The organism is Allobosea sp. RCC_152_1 (genome assembly GCF_041360765.1).
GTDB classification, from domain to species: Bacteria; Pseudomonadota; Alphaproteobacteria; order Rhizobiales; family Beijerinckiaceae; genus Allobosea; species Allobosea spartocytisi.
In genome coordinates this window covers 606,875-626,004 of record NZ_JBFUPU010000003.1, presented here as the reverse complement: position 1 = coordinate 626,004, position 19,130 = coordinate 606,875, and the positions used below count along the sequence as shown (strand labels likewise).

Genomic DNA, 19,130 nt, shown 5'->3' with positions numbered 1-19,130 from the left:
AAACATCTCGCCCCGTTCCCGCCCCCGGCGTCAGCACGATCGCCGCGATCAGCACCCACACCGCTCCCGCCCGCCTCTGGCCGCGCGGTCGGCATGGTTCATCAACGCTGGGCGCAACAGGTTGCAGAACAGCGTTCATCAGCTTGGCCAGGAGATGACACGCTTAGCGTCGCGGCCGGCATTACGCCTTGCAGCCATTGTAAAAGACATCCGCACATTGTCTCGCCCGCAGTGCAATCTCATCGCGATGCGGAGCGCTTCGCTGCCCCATCATCGCAGTGCGCTGCGGCTCCATGATCATCATCCCGCGCAGCAGGCCCGAGGTGATATGGACATCGTCAAAACGCAGGAGACCTTTGTCCTTCTGCCTCGTCAGCCAGGCTTCGATGATGCCGTTCACGGGCATGATGGCTGATTGGTAGAAAGCCCGTGCGACCTCGGGAAACCGCTCGCACTCGCTGATGACGAGCCGCGTGATCGCGATGGTCTCCGGGCTCAGCGTCAGGACGCCGAATGCAAACAGGATGTGCTCAAGCGCGGCCCGCGGATCGTCACTGACGTCGTCGACCACGTCGAGCAGGAAGCGGCCAATGCGATCTTGGATCGTGCGCTCGAACAATTCCGCCTTTGTGGCGACGAGCTTGTAGAGCGTCTTGGTCGAGACGCCGGCGCGCTGCGCCACCGTCATGATGCTCGTGCCGGCATAGCCCTTCGACTGAAATTCGCGATCGGCCGCTTCGACGATGAGATGGAGCGTGTCGGCATCGCACCGCTTCTGGGGGCGTCCGCGGGACCGCTTCACCGTCTCGTGATTTTGGCGCATGGCTATTTTCCAAAATTTCGTTGACACACGCAATGTAAGGATTATTTGGAAAATAGCAATTTTCTAAATGACGAAGCGCCCGATCGCGACGCCCAGTAGGAGCTGGATCGATGAGCACACATGAAGATCGCGTCAAGGCCGAGCGGGCCGTGCCTGGCGAGCGGGTTGTCCCGGCAACCACGGTTGAAAAGCCGGCCGATTCTGCTTTGTCGCCACCGCCAGGGGAAAAAACTCACAGCAAGCACGGCCTGCGCCGCCTGGCGCTGGGAGGTGTCGCACTGATCGCGCTCGTGGGCATCGGCTATTGGGGGCACGGGTATTGGACCGTCGGTCGCTTTCAGATCTCGACGGACGATGCCTATGTGAAGGCCGACAGCACCACGATTGCTCCAAAGGTCTCCGGCTATATCGCCGAGGTGCTGGTTCGCGACAACGAGCCGGTCAAGGCCGGCCAGGCACTTGCCCGGATCGACGATCGCGACTTCCGCGTCGCGCTCGATCAGGCGAAGGCCGACGTCGAAGCGGCCCGCGCCGCCGTCGTCAGCAAGCTGGCCCAGCTCGAGGCTCAGCAATCCGCGATCGATACGGCCAAGGCGACGGTCGAGGTCGACAAGGCAAATGCGAATTTCGCCGAGCAGGACAACGAGCGCTACGCCAACCTCGCCAGGACGGGCTATGGCTCCGTGCAGAACGCCCAGGCGGCGGTCGCCAAGATTTCGGCGGCACGGGCCGCGATCGATCGCGATGTCGCTTCGCTCGCCCAGGCCCAAAAGCAGGTTGATCTGATCAAGGCCGACCTGGCCCAGGCGAGGGCCACGGTCTCTCATGACGAAGCCGTTCAGCGCCAAGCCGAACTCAACTTGTCCTATACCGCCGTTCTGGCCCCCGTGGACGGCATTGTCGGAAACCGGACGCTTCGGGTCGGCCAGTATGTCCAGGCAGGCACGCAGTTGATGGCGGTTGTTCCGGTCGCGAACGCCTATGTCGTTGCGAATTTCAAGGAAACACAGCTGACCAATGTGAAGCCCGGTCAAAAGGTCGAGATCGAGGTCGACATGTTCCCGGGTGTCACGGTGGAGGGGCATGTCGACAGCATCGCTCCGGCCAGCGGCCAGGAATTCGCCCTGCTTCCGCCCGACAATGCGACCGGCAACTTCACCAAGGTCGTCCAGCGCGTTCCGGTCAAGATCGTGCTCGATCCCGACCACAGCCTTGCCGGCAGCCTGCGACCTGGCATGTCGGTCGTTCCGACGATCGACACCAAGGTTTCCAAGAACAATTCAGTGGCGGACGCGCGGTAAATCCGCGCGCCCGGCTTGCAAGGAGCTGGGCCATGTCTACGCAAATGCCGGCCGTTGCCCCAGCGACCCCGTCAACCGGGGACAGGGCGAGCTTGTCGACCTGGATCGCGATCACGGCGGGCGCCATCGGCGCCTTCATGGCGATCCTCAACATTCAGATCACCAATGCCTCGCTGCTCGATATCGAGGGAGGCATCGGCACCGGCATCGACAACGGCGCCTGGATTTCGACCTCCTACCTGATCGGCGAGATCATCGTCATTCCGCTGACGAGTTTTCTCAGCCGCGTCTTCTCGTTCAAGCTCTACATGATCTGGAGCACGATCGCGTTCGCCCTGTTCTCGATGGCCTGCGCCTTCGCCAGCAATCTCGGCGAGATGATCGCCATGCGCGGCCTTCAGGGCTTTGCCGGCGGCGTGCTCATCCCGATGGCCTTCACCATGGTCGCGACCCGCCTGCCGAAATCGCAGCAGCCGATGGGCCTGGCCATGTTCGCGCTGGCGGTGACATTCGCTCCGGCGATCGGGCCGACGATTGGTGGTTACCTCACCGAGAACTATGGCTGGCAGACGATCTTCTTCATCAACACGCTGCCCAGCGTCGCGATGGTGGTTGCGCTCTCGCTGACGCTCGAAAAGCAGCCGTTACAGCTGGGCCTTCTCAAGGAGGGCGACTGGGCTGGCATCGCGACGATGGCGATCGGCCTCTCGGCGCTGCAGACACTGCTCGAGGAAGGCAACAAGGAGGACTGGTTCCAGTCGACCTTCATCGTCCGTCTCGCCGCGATCGCCGCCGCGTTTTTGGCGGCCTTCGTCTGGATCGAGTTGACGGTCAAGAAGCCGCTTGTCGATCTCTCGCTGCTGAAGAACCGCAACTTTACGGTCGGCACGCTGTCGAACGTCCTGGTCGGGTTCGGCCTGTTCGGCTCGGTCTATGTCCTGCCGCAATATCTCGGCCAGGTGCAGGGTTATAACGCCGAGCAGATCGGCATGGTCCTGGCGTGGACCGGGCTTCCGCAGCTTCTCCTCATTCCGCTCGTCCCGATGCTGATGAAGCGCTTCGACATCCGCTACATCACCTTCGTCGGCATAGCCCTGTTCGCCGGCTCATGTTTCATGAACACGCATATGTCGCTGAATTATTCCGGTGACCAGCTGTTCTGGCCCAATGTCGTCCGTGCCATCGGCCAGTCGATGGTGATCACGCCGTTGACGGCGATCGCGATGATGAGCATCCAGCCCAGGGACGCGGCAAATGCATCGGGCCTGTTCAACATGCTCCGCAATCTTGGCGGCGCGGTCGGCACGGCCGTGCTTGGGACGATCATCACCAAGCGGGAGCAGTTCCATTCAAACATCATCGGACAGGCCGTTACGCCCTTCCGCGACGAGGTCCGGGGCCGCCTCGACCAGATGACGGGCTACTTCATGTCGCACGGCGTTTCCGATCATGCGGCGGCCCAGCGTCAGGCGGTCATCGCGCTGGGCAAAACGGTGAAGCGGCAGGCGTTGGTCATGGGCTTCAGCGACACCTTCGCGATCATCGGCGTCATCCTGGTCATCGCGGCGGTTGCGATCCTGTTCGCCCGAAAAGGGCAGGGCAGCTCGGCTGCGGCGCACTGATCACCACAAACAACGCCAGCCACCGCGCGCAGGCAAGCTGTCTGTACAGTTGGTGTGAGTGCCGCGCAGCCCAAAAGCACGAGCGCGACATTGGCGTCGGTGCTTGCTGAGACGACGGCGACGTTTCGAGACCTGACGGGCAAGGCTCCACGATCGGTCGGCGCGTGGCTGCGTGAGAACATCGCGGCTTTTCGAAAGCCCTGATTGCCATGCCGCCGGTCGCGGTCGGGGGTATAAACGCCGAGGTTGGAAGATCAGACAGATCGGGAAGCCGACGCTCCTTCGTGCGGCGCCGGTCGGCCGTTCATAGCATCGAACGCCTGTCGCGCGGCATCGACCTCCGGCAGCTTTTCGAGCGTCCATTCGTGCAGCGCCCGGAACGGCTGCTGCAATGTGCGACCAAGCGGCGTGATCTGATACTGCACCGCCACTGGGGACAGCGAGATGACCTCCCGCGAGATCAAGCCGTTGCGCTCCATCCGGCGAAGGCACTGGGTAAGCGCCTTCTGGGTGACGCCTTGCAGCCGGCGACGGATGGCGTTGAACCGCTGCGGTCCATCGTCGAGCACAACCAACACCATCATCGACCACTTGTCCGCGATCTGATCGAACAAGGCCCGGCTAGGACATGCCGACGAGAAGCAGAGGGGTTCCAATTCGAGCATCCAGGTTTCCTTCGATATACCAGGGCGACTTCAAGTGCCTAATTGACGCTAGGTATACAAGTTATACTTAGGCGCTTCATAGTTGGAAATGGAGTCCCTGACATGCCTCATCGTGATACCAGCAGCTTGTTCCGTCCTTTCAGCGTCCGGTCGCTCGAACTGAAGAACCGCATCGTCATGGCGCCGATGACACGGCTTTTTTCCCCTGAAGGCATTCCGGGGCCGGCGAGCGCTGCCTATTATCGCCGGCGCGCGGAAGGCGATGTCGGATTGATCTTGTCCGAAGGAACGGTGGTGGACCGCCCGGCATCGCGTAACGATGCCGGAATTCCTTTCTTTCACGGCGACAAGGCGCTGGCGGGGTGGAAGAATGTGATCGATGCTGTCCACGATGCCGGTGGTCGCATGGGCCCGCAAATTTGGCACACCGGCGCAACCCGCTACATCAACGGCTGGGAGCCCGATGCGCCGGTGGAGAGCCCTTCCGGTCTTGATTCCCCGGGCGACCCGCGCGGTGTCTCTATGAGCGAGGAGGACATCGCCGACACGGTTGCAGCCTTTGCCAAGGCGGCGGCGGACGCGAAAAGGATAGGGTTTGACACGGTCGAGATCCACGGCGCCCATGGGTATCTCATCGATCAGTTCTTTTGGGCGGGCACCAATCTGCGCACAGACCGCTATGGCGGGCTCACGATAAAGGACCGCTCGCGCTTCGCGGTGGATATCGTCGGCGCAGTGCGCGAAGCGGTGGGGCCCGATTTCCCGATTATCCTGCGTGTCAGCCAATGGAAGCAGCAGGATCTCAGCGTGCGCCTCGCCGCCTCCCCGACGGAGATGGAAAACTGGCTGCGGCCGCTGGTCGAGGCGGGGGTCGATGTCCTGCACGTTTCGCAGCGCCGCTTCTGGGAGCCGGAATTCCCGGAGATTGACGGCGAGAACGGGCTCAATGGCGCAGGCTGGGCCAAGAAGGTGACTGGCGCTGCGACGATCGGTGTCGGATCGGTAGGCCTCGACAACGATGTTGTGAACAGCGCCTTCGCCGGCAAGGGATCAACTTCGGCCAGCCTGGATCGCCTTGTCGAGCGACTGGAGCGGGACGAGTTCGACTTGATCGCTGTAGGCCGGGCACTGCTGAGCGATCCCGAGTGGGTGGCGAAGGTCGAACGAGGCGATCACGGGGCCTTGAAGGGGTTCGATGCCGCGTCCCTGGCCGAACTGGTATAATGGTTGCCGCGGGCGGAGGCGGGATTCGTCTCCGCCACCACGGCATTGACGGCAGGATCGACTGCGTCCATCCGGCGCGCGGTTCTGCAGCAACTCCCGAGCGGAGAGCCGCTTCGTTCCCAGGAAGCGCCGTACTGTCACGGCATCGAGATCGCGTGGTTCGCTCAAAGCGCGCCTTTGTCAGGTTAGGCCTCAGAGCGATACGCACGGCTCAGCCCTGCTCAGGAACGATCGTGCGATTCTCGGACGCGGACAGGAGGATCGCTGAGGTCGCCGCGAGCGTGCGGAGACCGTCTTCGCCCGAGCAGACGGGTGCGGCACCGTCGCGGACCACAGCGCAGAAATGCGCCAATTGGGAATGATAGGCATCCGCCGGTGTGACGAGGCGTTCCTCGGAGATCGATGCGGCATTCCAACTCGGTTCCTCGCCCGTGGCATGGCGCCAGATCCTCAGGTCGGGGAACTCAAGCGCCGCCTGGGTGCCGAGAAACCGCGTCGAATTGGCTCGGCTCATTCGGATCGCCGGATTTTCACCGGAGTTTGCGTCCCAAGACCAGGGCGAAGGCGCTGCGTCGCTGGCCGTGACCGTCGCCAGCGCTCCGGTCTCGAAACGGATCAGGACAGCGGTCGTGTCCTCGATCGCCAAGCCGCGACCCATATTCCCAACATGGGCAGTAACAGCCGAAATCTCGCCGCAGAGATGGCGCAGCAGATCGATGTCGTGGATGAGATTGGTCAGCACCGGGCCGGCGCCGGGTTGTGTGCGCCAAGGCACCGTGAAATAGGCGTCCGGCTTCCGCACGGCCCAGAGCATGTTCACGGCGAGCAGACGCCCCAGCTCGCCGCCGCCGATGATCTCGCGGGCCGCCGCCACAATCGGATTGTGCCTTCGGTGGTGGCCGACGAGGAGCGAAACTCCGTTCGCCTCTGCGACGTCGATGATCCTGCGTGCCGACGGGACATCCGCAGAGATTGGCTTTTCGACCAGGAGATGCAGCCCTGCCTCCGCAGCGGCCACGCAGATCGACTCGTGCAGCGGAGTCGGCGTCGCGACGATCACGGCCTCGGGTCGGATTGCGGCAATCATGCTCTCGATGTCGGCAAAGACGGGCACGTCAAGTTCGCCGGCCAGAGCAATCGCTGCAGGCGCAGGATCAACGATCGCACGGAGCGTGGATTCGGGATGGCTGGCGCATAACCGGGCATGGCGCTGGCCGATCGCTCCCGCGCCGATGACCGCGATCTGGACTGGAGCCCGTTCCATCTCAGTGGGTCGCCCGGCCGCCGGTTGCGTCGAAGGTGAAGCCCGAAGTGGCGAGATCGATGCGGATCACATTGTCCCAATGCTCCGGCGGATAGTCCTCGACCCGGTGGATGGGGCCGTTGATCCCGGCATTGTTGATCAGAATGTCGACGCGACCGAGCGCAACCAGCGTCTCGCTGAAGGCGGCCGCGACCGCTGCCGTATCGGCCACGTCGACGACGCGTCGGTCTACCGCCGCTATGTCGAAGCCTTCGAAGGAGCGATCCCATATCGAGACACGGCAGCCGCGATTCAGCAATTCCTTGACGATGGCGAGACCGATGCCGCGCGCCCCACCAGTGACGATCGCAGTCTGGCCAGCGAATTCGGTTGTCATGACCCTGAAGCTCCCATTGACCTGGCCTGGGTGGGCTGGCTGCGGGAACCGGAGCGCGAGCACACCGGATCCCGCCTGTGATCGCTACCGCGCCTTCTTCAGAGCCTCGTCGTATTTGGCGACGATTTCGGTGTAGGCGTCCTCGGCTGTGCCATTGCGCAGAATCATTCGCACCGTGGCGTCGCCGATGATCTGGTTGAAGGTCGAGCTGATCACGGAATAGTTGACCATCTTGCCGCGCGCCTTGATCAATTCGGCCCAAGCGAGTTGGTTGGCCGCCTCCGGCTGCTTGAAATAGGGCGCCTGATAGGCAGAGGCGCGCGATACCACCTCGCCACCTTCGGCTGCGATCGCCTGCGCTTCGGGACTAGTCATGAACTTCGTGAAGGCCCACGCCGCCTCACGCCGAGGAGAATTGGCGTTGACGACGATCTGGAAGCCATAGGTCACCATCTTTCCGGCGGGCGCGAAGGCGGGCGGCGGCGCCCAGGCGAGGTCGTTGCCGGCTCCGCCGGACTGGATGGCGCGGAAGCGGAACAGGCCGAAGGTTCCCTGCGCGATCGTGCCGGCTCGCAGGCCGTCATGGGTTTCACTGTACCCGAACTGCGCGTTTGTCGGCGGCGTCGCCTTGCACTTGCCGTACATGTCTCGAATGGTCTGGAGAGTCCGGATCACGGCCTCGCGCGGCGCCTGGAAGGCGCGGCCGTCATCCGCGAAATAGTCACCGCCTGATTCCGTCACCATCGAGCTGAAAAGGTTCTCGGCCAACGCCTGGGCGCCCCCGACACCACCGCTCGATCCGAGCGGAATGGCATAGCCTGTGACGCCGTCCTTGTTCAGCTTGCCGCCGGCTACGCACGCCTCGTCCCAAGTCTTCGGCGGCGTGACAGCGGCTTTATCGAGCAGGCTCTTGCGATAGAGCAGCACAGGGATACGGTAATCCTGCTGTATTCCATAGATCTTGCCGCCGACCTTGGTCTGGGCGAGCGGAATCAGCCAATCGGTCTCGCTGATGTTGTCGCGCTTCAGCAGGTCGTCAAGCTGCAGCACCGAGCCCGTGGCCACGATTTCCGAAATCGACCAGTTGGCGAAGCGGGCAATATCTGGCGAATCCGACTTGCTGCGAAGCGCCCGCGCCGACGCGCTTTGGGTGGGGTCGATGACAACCTTGACCTTGATGTTCGGATTGGCCTTCTCGAAGGCCTCGATCATCCGTGTCTGCGCGGCAGCGCGGGGATCGGCCTTGTTGTTGGGGTCGAGGAAGGTTGCGTAAGCAATCTCGACCTGTTGGGCATGGGCGGGTGCAGGGGCAAGGGCGCTCAGCGTGAGCACGATCGATGAGGCAAGCAGCGCGAATTGGCGGCGGCTGGCACGCGAATTTTTTGTCTGGATCGATGTCGTCATGGTTCCCCTTCTTTCGGTCTGGTTTCTCGGTGGCGGTGGTCGGCATGGGCATCGCTATCCCTTCACGGGACCGGCGGCAGCCCGCCAAAGAACCCGTGCCGGGCGAAACTGAAGAAGGTGATCACCGGCAGCGAGCACCTCGTTGACCAGTTGACCAGTGCGACCTGCAGCTTCCCGCTGGCGTTTCCGGGCGCGAATACCGCGACCGCGATGTCGTCGGCGCTGCCCAAGGCAACATGCTGTCAATTCGCAGCGCATGAGGGAGCTTTCGCCGACACGAACGCCGCGATCAGGACTGACTGCTACCGGCCGAGGGATTGCAGATTCCAACCCCGCTTCTTCAGCTCCGCGATGCCGGTGTTGATCGATCCCAAAGGTTCATTCTCGCGAATGATTTCGAGGACCACGTTTTCGACTTTGCAGGTAGCGTCGACGGCTTTTGCCAGCTCCACAAAATCGACCACCCCCGTGCCGATCGGATCATGGCCCCATTCCTCAAGGCCCGTGTCGGAGATATGGACGAGCCCGATTGCCGAATGCCCGGACAGCAGGGTCGAGACGGGATCTTCCTTGATGTACGCCGCGTTCGCGACGTCATAGACAATCTTCAGATTTTCACTGTTAACGTCTTTTACGAGCCCGAGCATTTCATCGAATGTCGGCCTGAAGCAATAGGGCGTGTTTTCGAACAAGAGGCGGACGCCAGCCTGCTCGGCCCGCGGCAACAGAACGTCCAAGCTTTCGTACAGCCAGCCAAATGTCTTCGGAAGCGATGGAGAAATCATCGGGCGCCTTGTGCCCGGCGAGATGACCACCTCGGCTGCGCCCCAATCGTAAGCCAGCTCGATCACAGCCTTGATGTGATCCGTGCTCTTGCGTCTTATATTGGCTGCGGGACTCGCCAGATTGATATCGAATCCACCGGCGTTGAGACACCGCACGCTTGCGCCGCAATCCTGCAAACGCTTCTTTCCGTCCGAACGCACCGCCCGCGTCATCTCGTCCGGCCAACAATGCGGCGAACTGATCGGCACCTCGAACACATGGTAGCCGTGCCGGGTAAGCTCGCACATCGCATCCACCGCCGTCGCGGACCAGATGTATGAAAACGTATTGATGATCATTTTATAAGAACTCCCTAGACGCTCGTTGTTTTTTTGAGGACGGACTGGACCGATCCGATCTCAAGAGGCTGACAACAACAGTTGATCTCAGTCTCTTGAGGCGATTGAGCCAATAAATCCTCGGTCAAGCGCCTTGAGGCGTTGAGCTCGGGCGGCCAGGAATGTGGCTGAGAATCGACTTGGTAAAACCACCGTCGACACACAGATCCTGGCCCGTGATGTAACTCGATAGCGGGCTGATCATGAATTCGATCGCATTGGCGATATCTTTCGGATCACCGATCCGGGAAAGCGGGATCAGCGCCTCCCTCGCCTTCTTGATCTCGGGATCGGCGTACATCTTCGCTGACATGGGGGTGTGCGTCATGCCGGGGGAAACGACGTTGACGCGAATGCCGTCTGGCGCCCACTCCAGGGCGAGCGTTTGCGCAAGCATCCTGAGCGCAGCCTTGGTCGGGCTGTAGGCGCCCGATCCCTCGTGCGGTACCTGCCCTGACATCGAAGACGTGAAGCAGGCTGCGCCGCGGCTTGCTTTCAGATGAGGGTAGGAACTCTTGGCGAGCAGCCAGGCGCCGCGAAGGTTGATGTCGAACATCCTGTCCCATTCGGCAACCGACAGGTCACAGATTTTCCCGGGGCTCGCGACGCCGGCATTGCAGACGAGAGCGTCGAGCCCGCCGAAAGCTGCCACCGTCGCTTCCACAAGCTTGGCGGCAGCGTCGACACCGCTGAGATCTCCCGACAAAGCGACGGCCTCGCCCCCCATCTCCCGCACCGCACGGGCAACCTCCTCCTGCGGTTCAGAATCCTCTCGACCACAGACTGCGATCTTCGGACGCTCGCCTCTCGCAAGGGCGGCTTCAGCGATGCGCAGGCAAACCGCCGCTCCGATCCCGCGGCTTCCGCCGCTCACCAAGGCTCTCATCGATCGTTCCTCCTGTTAAAATCGGGTCTCGTCGCCGCGAAGCCCATCCAATCCCGGGGCTTGTGGCGTTGGTGCAGGGTCCAGATCGCGTCGTGGCGATCTCTTTCGACATCCGTCATGCCCGCCATTCAGACGGTGACGCCGAGCGGCCACGGAGCGAACTCGGCCGATCCGAAATCGAACAGCTCGCTCTTGGTGCGCTCGCCGGAGGCGACCCGCAGAATGAGGTCGAAGATCCGCTGCCCGGATTCCGGTACGGTCTCCTCGCCCTCGAGGATCGTGCCGCAATTGACGTCCATGTCCTCCTCCATGCGCCGGTAGAGAGGAGTGTTGGTGGCGATCTTGATCGACGGCGCCGGCTTGCAGCCAAATACGCTGCCGCGCCCGGTGGTGAAGCACACCACATTTGCGCCGCCGGCCACCTGACCGGTCGCCGCGACCGGATCGAAGCCCGGCGTGTCCATGAACACGAACCCCTTCGCGGTCGCGGCTTCCGCGTATTGGATCACGTCCACGAGGTTGGTGCTGCCGGCCTTGGCCATCGCGCCGAGCGACTTTTCGAGAATCGTCGTCAGCCCCCCGGCCTTGTTGCCAGGAGACGGGTTCGCGTTGATCTCCGCCCCGTGCTTGCGGGTGTAGTCCTCCCACCAGGACATGAGGCTCACCAGCTTCTCGCCGACCTCCCGGCTGACGGCGCGACGGGTGAAGAGATGTTCGGCGCCGTATGTTTCCGTCGTTTCCGACAGGATCACCGTCCCGCCATTGCGCACGACGAGATCGCTTGCGACGCCAAGGGCAGGATTGGCCGAGACGCCGGAGTAACCGTCCGAGCCGCCGCATTGCAGGGCGATTTTGAGCTCGCTTGCGGGAACGGTCTCCCGATGCACATGGTTCGCATCGGCGAGAACCTCCCGCACGAAATCCATGCCGGCCTCCACCGTCTTGCGGGTGCCGCCCATGGCCTGGATATCCATGTTGCGGATGCGGTCGGTCAGATTGTGCTCCTTCAGCATCCCGCTGATCTGATTCACCTCGCAGCCGAGCCCGAGCACGACGATGTGAGAGAAATTGGGGTGGCGCGCATAGCCGGCGAGCGTGCGCCGCAGAAGCTGCAGGGGCTCTCCTTCGGCCATGCCGCAGCCGGTCTTGTGCGTGAGCGCAACGACGCCATCGACATGCGGATAGTCGGCGAGCGGCTCGATCCCGAGAAGGGGATGCCGCTTGAACGCATCGGCCACGAGCCCTGCGACATGGGCGCTGCAATTCACCGAGGTGAGGATGCCGATGTAGTTGCGGGTCGCGACGCGGCCGTCCGGCCGGCGAATGCCCTCGAAGGTGGCGGGGACTTCGACATAGTGCGTGGGCTTTGCGTCTCGGCCGTAGGCATAGTCCTTCGCGAAATCGCCCATTCCCATGTTGTGAACATGGACATGGTCTCCAGGGGCGATAGCGGTGGTCGCAAAGCCGATCACCTGATTGTAGCGGCGAACCGGCTCGCCTTGAGCGATCGGGCGCGCAGCGGCCTTGTGTCCAGCAGGAATGCGAACGGAGGTTACGACCCCGTCCGCAATGGGCGTATCAGCCGGCAACGCCATGCGCGCAATGACGACATTATCGTCGGTGTGAAGGCGTATCACTGGGTGCATCGTCCCGGCTTCCTGTGTGTGAAACCGCGCGTCGACCGTGGCAGGGCGCGCCGTTCTTGCTGGTCGGGCCGTGTCGTTGGGAGCCGGCCCTGGCGCCCTAAGGGCGGCGATTTGGCCTCATCGGTTGCCGACGAGGTCGAATTGCAGGCGGTAGACTCCCTGCAGGGCTTCCTGAGCGCCCAGATCAGCCAGCACCGCGTGGCTCAGATGAGTGGACAGGACATGCTCGACCGCCTCCTGCGTGGCTCCTTCCACGATCAGGACCCAACGAGGAACCATGTTTGCGGCGCGCCCGCGCTGCTCGGCTGTCTTGACGTTGCTCGCGCTCTCATCGGCCCGGCAGATATGCGCTGCGGAGATCGCGGCTGTTTTCGCCACCTCGGGCAGGATCGCTTCGGAGACCGTCTTGAGAATTTTCGGATCCTGGCCTGGTTCGCAATCGAAGCGGATCGTCCCGATGAAACCACCCGACCCCGCGCCCAGCGAGACCTCGACATCGCACAGCGAGCGAGCGGTATTCCTGAAGTGCTGGACCGAACGTGTGGTCCACTCGGTCGGGCTGTTCAATCGCGCCAAATAGTCCGCTCCGGTGAGCACGGACTTGTCTTCAACCTCGTAGAGCGTGAAATACTCCGGCGTTCCCGACAAGGCGATATAGCGGCGTCCGCGCAGAAAGCCGGGTATGCCGACCCGCTCCGGAATATGCTCGCGGTCGTGCCATTCGTAGAAATTGGCGCGTCCCTCGTCAGTGATATCGTTCCAAATCGCGATGACGCCGGATCCTGACAACGACATGGGTGTTTCCTCTTTCGTCTGTTTCCCGTTCGGCTCGATCGATCTCAGAGGTCGACGAACGCGCTCGGCATCGCGGCGGGTTCGAGCCGCTCGGGGGGAGGGGCCCTATGGGGCATGCTCGACTGTTTGGGGGGCGCCGCCATTGGCTGCGGAACGGTATGCTGCCTCAAGGACAGCCATCGCGTGTTCGGCTTCGCGCAGACCTGCGAAAGGCGGGCGCCCCTCGACCAGATCCGCCCAGCTGCGCCTCAGGAACACCGGGTAATAAGCGTCGGTGTTGTACTCGACCGTTATGGACTGTCCCGCCGCCTGATCGCGTGCCTTCAGATAAAGTTGGTCGGCATATCCCCGTATGTAGGAGGTGCTGTGCGAGATGGAGAACGCGAAGTCGCGCTGATCCTCTGCCGTCGACGGATACAGGTAGCCCGTCTCGATCACTCCGATCTGGCCTGCCGCATTTTGACAGGTGAGCACAGCCTGCTCGTCGACCGTGACGTCGGGTCGATATGTGCGTGCCTGGGCTGAAACGTGAGTGATCGGGGCGCCCGTCAGAGTCGCGATCAGGTCGATGAAATGGATGCCGACATTCAGCAGTGACCCACCGCCAGCCTGCTGCTTGTCCAGCATCCAGCCGCACCCGTTGCGCTCATAGCGCTCGACCGGCCCAACGACGAACCGGAACGAGAGGTGCTGAAAGCCCTCCGGCGTAAAGCCTTCGGCGGGCGACAGCCGCGCGGCCCAGTCGCTCACACGATTGATGAAGGGAACGCTGACATAGACGCCGCGCTGCTCCGCCAATTGCCGGATTCGGCGAACTTCCTGCAGATCGAGCCCGCAGGGCTTCTCGATCAGAAACGGAATACCACGCTCGATGAGCCGCTCGGCCAGTCCCGCCATCCTGGAATGACGGCTGAACACCAGGGCAAAGTCGAATTCCTCTTCGAGAAGCTCTTCATTGGAGTCGAAGAGCTTGCAGTTCAGTTGTTGCGCGAAACGAGTGCCGGCAAACGCTTCACTATCCGAGATCCCCACGACCTCGATGCCAGGGTCTCCCAGCGGCGACAGATACAGTGGGAAATGCCAGTGGCTGACGTCAAATATGGCGATCTTCATCGGAAGCTCCGTGACAACCCGGGTGTCGAGGCAATCAATCCATGTAGGAGCCGCCATTGACGCTTAAGGTCTCTCCGAAGACGTAGCTCGCGTCGTCAGACGCGAGGAAAGCCGTGGCCCGCGCGATCTCCTCTGGGCGACCAAGGCGGCCGGCGGGAATGCGCGAGATGGTCGTCGCCTTCATCTCGCTGCTCATCTCATCGCTGAGCTCCGTGGCAACCAATCCCGGCGCGATGGCATTGACGTTGATGCCAAACGGGGCGGCGTAGAGCGCGAGGGACTTCGTCAGGCCGATAATCCCAGCCTTGGCAGCGGTGTAATGCGCATTGCCGATAAAATCGCCGCGCTTTCCGGCCACGGAACTGATGTTGACGATCTTCCCGTACTTCTGCTCCTTCATGCCGGCGAGCACGGCCTGGCAGCAATTGAACGAGCCTTTCAGATGGATGTTGAGCATCCGGTCCCATTTTTCGGGGGTGATTTCTGGAAAGCTCACAAAATCGCCGATGCCGGCGTTATTGATCAGGATGTCGACCCGGCCGTGATCCCCCCGGATCCTTCGGAAGGCAATCTCGACCTGGTTCGGGTCGGCTACGTCAAAAGCGATCGCACTGGCACTCTCGCCTCGAGCCCGTGCGGAGGCGGCTGCCTCTTCGGCCAGTTCGAGCGTGAGATCGTTGACGACCACATGGGCGCCACGGCCGGCGAGAACGTCGGCGATGGCTTTTCCCAATCCGCGGCCGGCGCCGGTGACCACGGCGATCTTTCCCGACAGGTCCTGCTGAATTGACCTCATGGTGGCTCCCAGGCTTCCTTGGCGGGTTATCGGGCCGCGAAGTTTGCGAAAACCAGCGGATCATGCTAATGGAATGTCGTTCCAACAACCTCTTGCTACAGTGGTGCCATGCGGCTTGTCAAATCCCTCGTCGAACGCTGCTTCGACCTCATCACTCTGCTGAGCGAGAATGCCGGCGCGATGCCGCTCGGAGAGATCAGCCGCCGCTTGGATGTGCCGAAAAGTGCGGCGCATCGGCTTGTCACCACCCTGTGCGACCTCGGATGGGCCGAGCAGGACGCCGATAGCGGCTTCTACCGCCTATCGTTGCGCTTGGCCGTGGTTGGCCAGCGCCTTCTGGTCGGGACGCGTATTCCGGACATCTGCCAGCCCATTCTCGATCGATTGGCAAGCACAACGGAAGGTCTTGGCAGGATCGCTATCGTCGATCCTGACGGACTAACCTGGATTGCTCATTCGCAAGGCGCCAGAACAGGATTGATATACCAGCCTGAACTTGTCGCAAAAGTTCCCCTTCATATGACGGCCAATGGTAAAGCTTGGCTGGCGACGCTCGATCGTGACGAAGCCCTCGCCCGAGCCGTCGCCAGTGGACTGGGAACGTCGGACAAGGGAGGCCCTCGGGTCATCACGACGAAGCAGACTTTCTCGGCTGCCCTGGACGAGACGCAGGAGCGAGGCTGGGCCACTGCGATCGAAGAGGCCGAGCCCGGCGTTGCCGCCGTGGCGGCTGCAATTCGCGTCGGCGAGCAGGTCGTGGGCACCGTAAGTGTTGCCGGCCCGATCCATCGCTTTTCCCCCCTCGTCGTTCCACGAGTGGGGGAGCAGGTAAAGGCCGCTGCGCAGGAGCTTTCTGCTCTCTGGCCGTACCGAATTGCCTCCTCCGTCAGGCAGGTGACCACGGCGTAATCGCCACAAAATATTGATAATATTATATATTTTCTGCTTCGTGCCGCAGAAATGCGCGGCGCGAGAGGTTCGAATTGACATTCAGCATGCTAATGGAATATCGTTCCATTAACAGCCAGATCCTGGCCAACTAAAAAAATGGCCGCTCAGAGGCCGAGGGAGGAAACGAGTGGCTAATGTTGAGCTCAACGCAGTCCGGAAGGCTTACGGCACCGCGGCTGTCATCCACGGTGTAACGGTCGACATTCGCGACGGTGAGTTCGTGACGTTGGTCGGGCCGTCCGGATGCGGAAAGTCGACCTTGCTGCGCATGATCGCCGGCCTCGAGGATATCTCAGGCGGGGAGATTCGGATCGGCGGCAGAACGGTAAACAGCGTTCCGCCGAAGGAGCGCGACATCGCGATGGTGTTCCAGAACTACGCGCTGTATCCCCACATGACCGTCGCGGAGAATATGGGCTTCTCGCTGAAGCTCAAAAAGGCTCCGAAGGACGTGCGTGAAGCGGGCGTCAAGCGCGCCGCGGAAATCCTCAGCCTGACCAAGCTGCTTGATCGCTATCCGCGCGAACTTTCGGGTGGCCAGCGGCAGCGCGTCGCAATGGGGCGCGCCATCGTTAGAAATCCGCAGGTCTTCCTCTTCGACGAACCGCTGTCGAACCTCGATGCCAAGCTCCGCGTGCAGATGCGCACCGAGATCAAGGAGCTGCATCAGCGCCTCAAGACCACGACCGTTTACGTAACCCACGATCAGGTCGAAGCCATGACCATGGCCGACAAAATCGTCGTCATGCATGATGGAATTGTCGAGCAGGTCGGCGCTCCGCTTGAGCTCTACAACAACCCCGCCAACATGTTTGTGGCTGGCTTCATCGGATCGCCCGCGATGAACTTCCTGAAGGGCCGCTGCGAGCGAGGTCGGTTCCTTCTGGAAGATGGGTCGGTTCTGACCCTGCCGGCCGGCTTGGAGCATCTGTCGTCCGGCGCTGTCTACGGCGTCCGGCCCGAGCATCTCGTCAGGAGCGACGACGGACTGGCTCTCACTGTGGCCGTCGTCGAACCGACGGGGGCTGAGACGCAGGTCATTGCGCGTCACGGGTCCCAGAGCATCGTTTGCATTTTTCGGGATTCAGATCTGCCGCAGCCGGGCGAAATCATTCGGGTCAGGCCGGATGTTTCGCGGGTTCACGTGTTCAGCGAACAGGATGGCCGCCGCCTTTCCTAAGTACCGAAGACTTTGCTCCCTGGCTGCATCGCGAGTGCAGCCGTGGTCGAGAGAACTCATACGGAACTGAAATGTCAGCAAGCCACACACAGGCCGCGACCGCCACTTCCGGGGCTGGTCTTCTTGGCGACACGTCGGACACGCAGAGCCGAGCTCGCTTTTCGTGGATCCCCTATCTCTGGTTCGCACCAGCGATCGTCGTCCTGTTTCTGGTCACGCTCTATCCGACGTTCTTCGTTGGTTGGTTGAGCTTCCAGAAAACGCGGTACTACGAGCTCACAGGGTTCGTAGGCCTGGCGAATTTTTACGAGGTCTTCGGCTCGTCGGCGTTCTGGAACACGGTGTTTGTCTCGCTGACCTACGTCGTCGGATCGCTCGCTGGCGCGGTTGTTCTCGGGATGGCCGCGGCCCTCGTGCTGAACAACGCCGGCGCGACCGGTTCGGTCCTGCGGGTGTTCATTCTGTTCCCCTGGACGCTGTCGATGTCGGTCGTGGGCAGCATATGGCTTTGGCTGCTGAACCCGTCATTTGGACCTATACCCTATCTGATGCAGGCCGTGGGGATCGAGCCTGGTCTCATGTTGGGTGATCCGGGCCTCGCATTGCCCCTGATCATCATCGTCACCGCGTGGTGGTCCTTTCCCTATGTGATGGTCATGGCCACCGCTGCCATGCAGTCAATTCCCAAGGAGCTTTACGAAGCCGTGGAAATTGACGGCGGCGGGGCGCTCGTCAAGTTTCGCTATGTCACCCTGACGCACATCCTTCCGACATTGGGCAGCACTGCACTGACCCTGTCGATCATGTACCTGACCCTCATGACGCTGATTATCGTCATGACTGGCGGCGGCCCATTGGGTTCAACGACGACATTGAGCTTCGAGGCGTTCCGCGGAACTGTTCAGGCCGTCAATATTGGGCCCACGGCTGTCGTCTCCATCGTTGTCCTGTTGATCAACGTTGCGCTCGGTGTGGTCTACACCCGGCTTACTGGCCGCGTCACTGGATAGGATCTGTCATATGAGCGCCGCCATATCCTCCGGTCGCCCGAATGGGCGAATCCCCGCAATCCTCCTGTCCTTCATCTTTGCGGTCATTGTGCTCGGGCCTGTGGCGTGGGCCCTGGCGACTTCATTCAAGACCGAAGTCGAAGCCGTGGCCGTGCCGCCGACGCTCTGGCCCAGCACTGCGACATTGGAAAACTACCTCAAAGTGTTTCGCGACCAGTCGTTCCTTCGGGATTTCTGGAATTCCGTCGCCTACTCCGTTGGCGCCGTGGCTCTCGCCCTGCTGGTCGGGATCCCCGCGGGCTACGCAGCCGCGCGCTTCTCGTTCAAAGGCAAGCGCACTTTGATGCTGACGATTCTGGCAACCTCGATGGTGCCGGGCGTCGCGCTCTTGGTCCCGACGTTCTACCTGCTCGACTCGATCGGGCTGCTCAACAGCGGGATCGTCGTGACGATCATCCTGTCGGCGAGGATCATTCCCCAGACGGTGTGGTTCATTGCGAACTTCGTCGAAGCCGTTCCCGTGGAGATCGAAGACTCCGCCTTCATGGATGGCGCAAACCGCTTTCAGATCATCTGGCACCTCATCCTTCCGCTGATCCGGCCGGGCATCGCCGCAGTCGCAACCATCGGCATCGTCACGACCTGGAACGACTACATCACGGTTGCCGTCTTTGCGCCCGAGGTCGCCAAGCGGACTCTTCAGGTTGCGCTGGTCAACCAGGTCTTCGACGCGGTCGGCATCTCGTGGTCTTACATGATGGCCTTCGTCGTCATCGCATCCATGCCGGTCATTCTCATGTTCGGTCTGGTTCAGAAGTGGTTCATCTCCGGCCTTACGGCAGGGGCTGTGAAAGGCTGATCGGCAAGAAATCTTACCCGCGCGCCAGAATTACCAACGAGAGAGGGGAAAC

Annotated in this window: 19 protein-coding genes; 7 read left to right on the top strand and 12 right to left on the bottom strand. The window is 61.9% G+C overall.

Annotation, left to right across the window (positions count from 1 at the left end):
- Positions 1 to 181 precede the first annotated feature (181 nt).
- The gene (locus AB6806_RS14790) at positions 182 to 823 is read right to left on the bottom strand and encodes a TetR/AcrR family transcriptional regulator (RefSeq protein WP_038367004.1); all 642 of its coding nucleotides are present in this window, start codon (positions 821 to 823) and stop codon (positions 182 to 184) included.
- A 110-nt stretch (positions 824 to 933) separates the two neighbouring features.
- Here AB6806_RS14790 and AB6806_RS14785 point away from each other — a divergent pair, with 110 nt between their 5' ends.
- Both AB6806_RS14785 and AB6806_RS14780 read left to right on the top strand, forming a co-directional pair.
- Positions 934 to 2,124 carry an HlyD family secretion protein gene (locus AB6806_RS14785; protein ID WP_142023234.1) on the top strand — a complete coding sequence of 397 codons (1,191 nt, stop codon included), beginning with the start codon at positions 934 to 936 and terminating at the stop codon, positions 2,122 to 2,124.
- 32 nt (positions 2,125 to 2,156) lie between these two features.
- The gene (locus AB6806_RS14780; RefSeq protein ID WP_142023235.1) at positions 2,157 to 3,746 is read left to right on the top strand and encodes an MDR family MFS transporter; all 1,590 of its coding nucleotides are present in this window, start codon (positions 2,157 to 2,159) and stop codon (positions 3,744 to 3,746) included.
- A gap of 254 nt (positions 3,747 to 4,000) precedes the next feature.
- Here AB6806_RS14780 and AB6806_RS14775 read toward each other — a convergent pair whose 3' ends face one another.
- The gene (locus tag AB6806_RS14775; protein ID WP_142023236.1) at positions 4,001 to 4,411 is read right to left on the bottom strand and encodes a winged helix-turn-helix transcriptional regulator; all 411 of its coding nucleotides are present in this window, start codon (positions 4,409 to 4,411) and stop codon (positions 4,001 to 4,003) included.
- 102 nt (positions 4,412 to 4,513) lie between these two features.
- On the opposite strand from AB6806_RS14775, the gene AB6806_RS14770 reads away from it, so the two are divergent.
- Positions 4,514 to 5,635: an NADH:flavin oxidoreductase gene (locus tag AB6806_RS14770; RefSeq protein WP_370954822.1), complete on the top strand. Its 1,122-nt coding sequence runs from the start codon at positions 4,514 to 4,516 to the stop codon at positions 5,633 to 5,635.
- 211 nt (positions 5,636 to 5,846) lie between these two features.
- Here the strand turns inward: AB6806_RS14770 and AB6806_RS14765 are convergent, their stop codons facing one another.
- The 10 genes from AB6806_RS14765 to AB6806_RS14720 all read right to left on the bottom strand — a co-directional run bounded on the left by AB6806_RS14765 (position 5,847) and on the right by AB6806_RS14720 (position 15,078).
- Entirely contained in the window at positions 5,847 to 6,899 is a 1,053-nt protein-coding gene (locus AB6806_RS14765) for a Gfo/Idh/MocA family protein (protein WP_142023238.1), read from the bottom strand.
- A gap of 1 nt (position 6,900) precedes the next feature.
- Positions 6,901 to 7,275: an SDR family oxidoreductase gene (locus tag AB6806_RS14760; RefSeq protein WP_142023239.1), complete on the bottom strand. Its 375-nt coding sequence runs from the start codon at positions 7,273 to 7,275 to the stop codon at positions 6,901 to 6,903.
- A gap of 84 nt (positions 7,276 to 7,359) precedes the next feature.
- Positions 7,360 to 8,679 (bottom strand): ABC transporter substrate-binding protein, encoded by a 1,320-nt coding sequence (locus AB6806_RS14755; RefSeq protein WP_370954821.1) that lies wholly within the window; start codon positions 8,677 to 8,679, stop codon positions 7,360 to 7,362.
- 62 nt (positions 8,680 to 8,741) lie between these two features.
- On the bottom strand, positions 8,742 to 8,909 hold the full coding sequence (locus tag AB6806_RS14750; protein ID WP_185748062.1) for a hypothetical protein: 168 nt from the start codon (positions 8,907 to 8,909) through the stop codon (positions 8,742 to 8,744).
- A gap of 72 nt (positions 8,910 to 8,981) precedes the next feature.
- Positions 8,982 to 9,803, bottom strand: coding sequence for a sugar phosphate isomerase/epimerase family protein (locus AB6806_RS14745; RefSeq protein ID WP_142023241.1), 822 nt, complete (start codon positions 9,801 to 9,803; stop codon positions 8,982 to 8,984).
- Between the two features lie 124 nt (positions 9,804 to 9,927).
- Complete coding sequence (locus AB6806_RS14740; protein WP_038367025.1) at positions 9,928 to 10,728, bottom strand: SDR family NAD(P)-dependent oxidoreductase; 801 nt, start codon at positions 10,726 to 10,728, stop codon at positions 9,928 to 9,930.
- A 128-nt stretch (positions 10,729 to 10,856) separates the two neighbouring features.
- Entirely contained in the window at positions 10,857 to 12,374 is a 1,518-nt protein-coding gene (locus tag AB6806_RS14735; RefSeq protein WP_142023242.1) for a UxaA family hydrolase, read from the bottom strand.
- Positions 12,375 to 12,491: 117 nt separating this feature from the next.
- Entirely contained in the window at positions 12,492 to 13,169 is a 678-nt protein-coding gene (locus tag AB6806_RS14730) for a DUF4286 family protein (RefSeq protein WP_142023243.1), read from the bottom strand.
- Between the two features lie 105 nt (positions 13,170 to 13,274).
- Entirely contained in the window at positions 13,275 to 14,282 is a 1,008-nt protein-coding gene (locus tag AB6806_RS14725; RefSeq protein ID WP_185748063.1) for a Gfo/Idh/MocA family protein, read from the bottom strand.
- Between the two features lie 34 nt (positions 14,283 to 14,316).
- Positions 14,317 to 15,078 carry an SDR family NAD(P)-dependent oxidoreductase gene (locus AB6806_RS14720; protein ID WP_142023245.1) on the bottom strand — a complete coding sequence of 254 codons (762 nt, stop codon included), beginning with the start codon at positions 15,076 to 15,078 and terminating at the stop codon, positions 14,317 to 14,319.
- A 108-nt stretch (positions 15,079 to 15,186) separates the two neighbouring features.
- On the opposite strand from AB6806_RS14720, the gene AB6806_RS14715 reads away from it, so the two are divergent.
- From AB6806_RS14715 to AB6806_RS14700, 4 genes are all read left to right on the top strand, one after another.
- A complete protein-coding gene (locus tag AB6806_RS14715; protein ID WP_370954820.1) occupies positions 15,187 to 15,987 on the top strand; it encodes an IclR family transcriptional regulator in 801 nt (266 codons plus the stop codon).
- A gap of 169 nt (positions 15,988 to 16,156) precedes the next feature.
- The gene (locus tag AB6806_RS14710) at positions 16,157 to 17,209 is read left to right on the top strand and encodes an ABC transporter ATP-binding protein (protein ID WP_133565734.1); all 1,053 of its coding nucleotides are present in this window, start codon (positions 16,157 to 16,159) and stop codon (positions 17,207 to 17,209) included.
- Positions 17,210 to 17,280: 71 nt separating this feature from the next.
- Positions 17,281 to 18,219, top strand: coding sequence for a carbohydrate ABC transporter permease (locus tag AB6806_RS14705; RefSeq protein ID WP_142023246.1), 939 nt, complete (start codon positions 17,281 to 17,283; stop codon positions 18,217 to 18,219).
- A 10-nt stretch (positions 18,220 to 18,229) separates the two neighbouring features.
- Positions 18,230 to 19,078, top strand: coding sequence for a carbohydrate ABC transporter permease (locus AB6806_RS14700; protein WP_038367040.1), 849 nt, complete (start codon positions 18,230 to 18,232; stop codon positions 19,076 to 19,078).
- Positions 19,079 to 19,130 lie beyond the last annotated feature (52 nt).

Bases quoted from the DNA above. Each gene is read 5' to 3' on its own strand.
- AB6806_RS14790 (WP_038367004.1), bottom strand. From the start codon at position 823: ATGCGCCAAAATCACGAGACGGTGAAGCGGTCCCGCGGACGCCCCCAG.
- AB6806_RS14785 (WP_142023234.1), top strand. From the start codon at position 934: ATGAGCACACATGAAGATCGCGTCAAGGCCGAGCGGGCCGTGCCTGGC.
- AB6806_RS14780 (WP_142023235.1), top strand. From the start codon at position 2,157: ATGTCTACGCAAATGCCGGCCGTTGCCCCAGCGACCCCGTCAACCGGG.
- AB6806_RS14775 (WP_142023236.1), bottom strand. From the start codon at position 4,411: ATGCTCGAATTGGAACCCCTCTGCTTCTCGTCGGCATGTCCTAGCCGG.
- AB6806_RS14770 (WP_370954822.1), top strand. From the start codon at position 4,514: ATGCCTCATCGTGATACCAGCAGCTTGTTCCGTCCTTTCAGCGTCCGG.
- AB6806_RS14765 (WP_142023238.1), bottom strand. From the start codon at position 6,899: ATGGAACGGGCTCCAGTCCAGATCGCGGTCATCGGCGCGGGAGCGATC.
- AB6806_RS14760 (WP_142023239.1), bottom strand. From the start codon at position 7,275: ATGACAACCGAATTCGCTGGCCAGACTGCGATCGTCACTGGTGGGGCG.
- AB6806_RS14755 (WP_370954821.1), bottom strand. From the start codon at position 8,679: ATGACGACATCGATCCAGACAAAAAATTCGCGTGCCAGCCGCCGCCAA.
- AB6806_RS14745 (WP_142023241.1), bottom strand. From the start codon at position 9,803: ATGATCATCAATACGTTTTCATACATCTGGTCCGCGACGGCGGTGGAT.
- AB6806_RS14740 (WP_038367025.1), bottom strand. From the start codon at position 10,728: ATGAGAGCCTTGGTGAGCGGCGGAAGCCGCGGGATCGGAGCGGCGGTT.
- AB6806_RS14735 (WP_142023242.1), bottom strand. From the start codon at position 12,374: ATGCACCCAGTGATACGCCTTCACACCGACGATAATGTCGTCATTGCG.
- AB6806_RS14730 (WP_142023243.1), bottom strand. From the start codon at position 13,169: ATGTCGTTGTCAGGATCCGGCGTCATCGCGATTTGGAACGATATCACT.
- AB6806_RS14725 (WP_185748063.1), bottom strand. From the start codon at position 14,282: ATGAAGATCGCCATATTTGACGTCAGCCACTGGCATTTCCCACTGTAT.
- AB6806_RS14720 (WP_142023245.1), bottom strand. From the start codon at position 15,078: ATGAGGTCAATTCAGCAGGACCTGTCGGGAAAGATCGCCGTGGTCACC.
- AB6806_RS14715 (WP_370954820.1), top strand. From the start codon at position 15,187: ATGCGGCTTGTCAAATCCCTCGTCGAACGCTGCTTCGACCTCATCACT.
- AB6806_RS14705 (WP_142023246.1), top strand. From the start codon at position 17,281: ATGTCAGCAAGCCACACACAGGCCGCGACCGCCACTTCCGGGGCTGGT.
- AB6806_RS14700 (WP_038367040.1), top strand. From the start codon at position 18,230: ATGAGCGCCGCCATATCCTCCGGTCGCCCGAATGGGCGAATCCCCGCA.